This window comes from Micromonospora sp. AB353, assembly GCF_049538395.1.
In the GTDB taxonomy this organism is placed as follows: domain Bacteria; phylum Actinomycetota; class Actinomycetes; order Mycobacteriales; family Micromonosporaceae; genus Micromonospora; species Micromonospora aurantiaca.
In genome coordinates this window covers 1-1,149 of sequence record NZ_JBMVFV010000179.1, presented here as the reverse complement: position 1 = coordinate 1,149, position 1,149 = coordinate 1, and the positions used below count along the sequence as shown (strand labels likewise).

Genomic DNA, 1,149 nt, shown 5'->3' with positions numbered 1-1,149 from the left:
GGCGGTTTCTAGGCTTCAGTGCAACTGATCTTGGTTGGGCTGGAGGGGCTGGTGGCGAGGCCGGGTGTGATGACGTTCGGGCATCGGCAGGTGTTGGAGCATCTGTGGGGGTCGGGTCGGACGATCTCGCAGATCGCGGAGGTTCTCGGGGTGCCGGTGTGCACGGTGTCGCGGGAGGTGGCGCGGAACAACAGTGCGCGGCACGGGACGAAGAACCCGCTCGGGCGGTCGTTGCCGTCCGGGCGGGCTCGGCGTCCGTATCGGTGGGGGTATCAGGCGCAGTGGGCGCAGCGGCGCTGTGACGCGGCCCGGCGGCGGCCGGTGGTCTCGAAGTTGGCGGCGGGCACGCGGCTGCGGCAGGTGGTGGCGGGGAAACTGGCGCGTAGGTGGTCTCCGAAGCAGATCGCCGCGTGGTTGCGGGCCACGTTCGCCGACCGGCCGGAGTTGCAGGTGTCCCACGAGACGATCTACCAGGCGATCTATGTGCAGTCGCGGGGCAGCCTGCGGGCGGAGTTGACCCGGCAGGTGGCGCTGCGCTCGGGTCGCACCCAGCGGCGCCCGCAGTCGCGGGCCGCGGGTGCCGCCCGTAGCCGGCGGCCCTGGATCGGGGACCTGCGGATCAGTAACCGGCCGGCTGAGGCTGCCGACCGGGCGGTGCCCGGGCACTGGGAAGGTGACCTGGTCATCGGCAAGGCCGGAGCCTCGGCGATCGTGACCCTGGTGGAACGGACCACCCGCTATGTGATGCTCGGCGCGCTGCCTCACGGCCGCGACAGCGAAGCCGTCATCGGTGTCCTCACCGCCCTGGCAGCCCGCATGCCGGCACACCTGCGCCGGTCGCTGACCTGGGACCAAGGCACGGAAATGGCCACCCACCCGGTGTTCACCGTCGCCACCGGCTGCCCGGTCTACTTCTGCGACCCCCACAGCCCCTGGCAACGCGGCACCAACGAGAACACCAACGGGCTCCTACGCCAGTACTTCCCCAAAAGCAGCTACGACTTCCGCGCCATCGACCAGCGCGGCCTGGACCACGTCGCCCACGAACTCAACACCCGGCCCCGCGAAACGCTGGGCTGGAACACCCCAGCCCAACGCCTCGCACAACTCATCACCACCTGACGATTGCACTCACCCCTTGACCCCGCC

At 70.2% G+C, this 1,149-nt stretch carries 1 protein-coding gene; it reads left to right on the top strand.

What is annotated here, in order from left to right:
• The first annotated feature begins 18 nt into the window (after positions 1 to 18).
• The gene (locus tag ACPCK6_RS29570) at positions 19 to 1,122 is read left to right on the top strand and encodes an IS30 family transposase (protein ID WP_423482853.1); all 1,104 of its coding nucleotides are present in this window, start codon (positions 19 to 21) and stop codon (positions 1,120 to 1,122) included.
• The last annotated feature ends 27 nt before the right edge of the window (positions 1,123 to 1,149 follow it).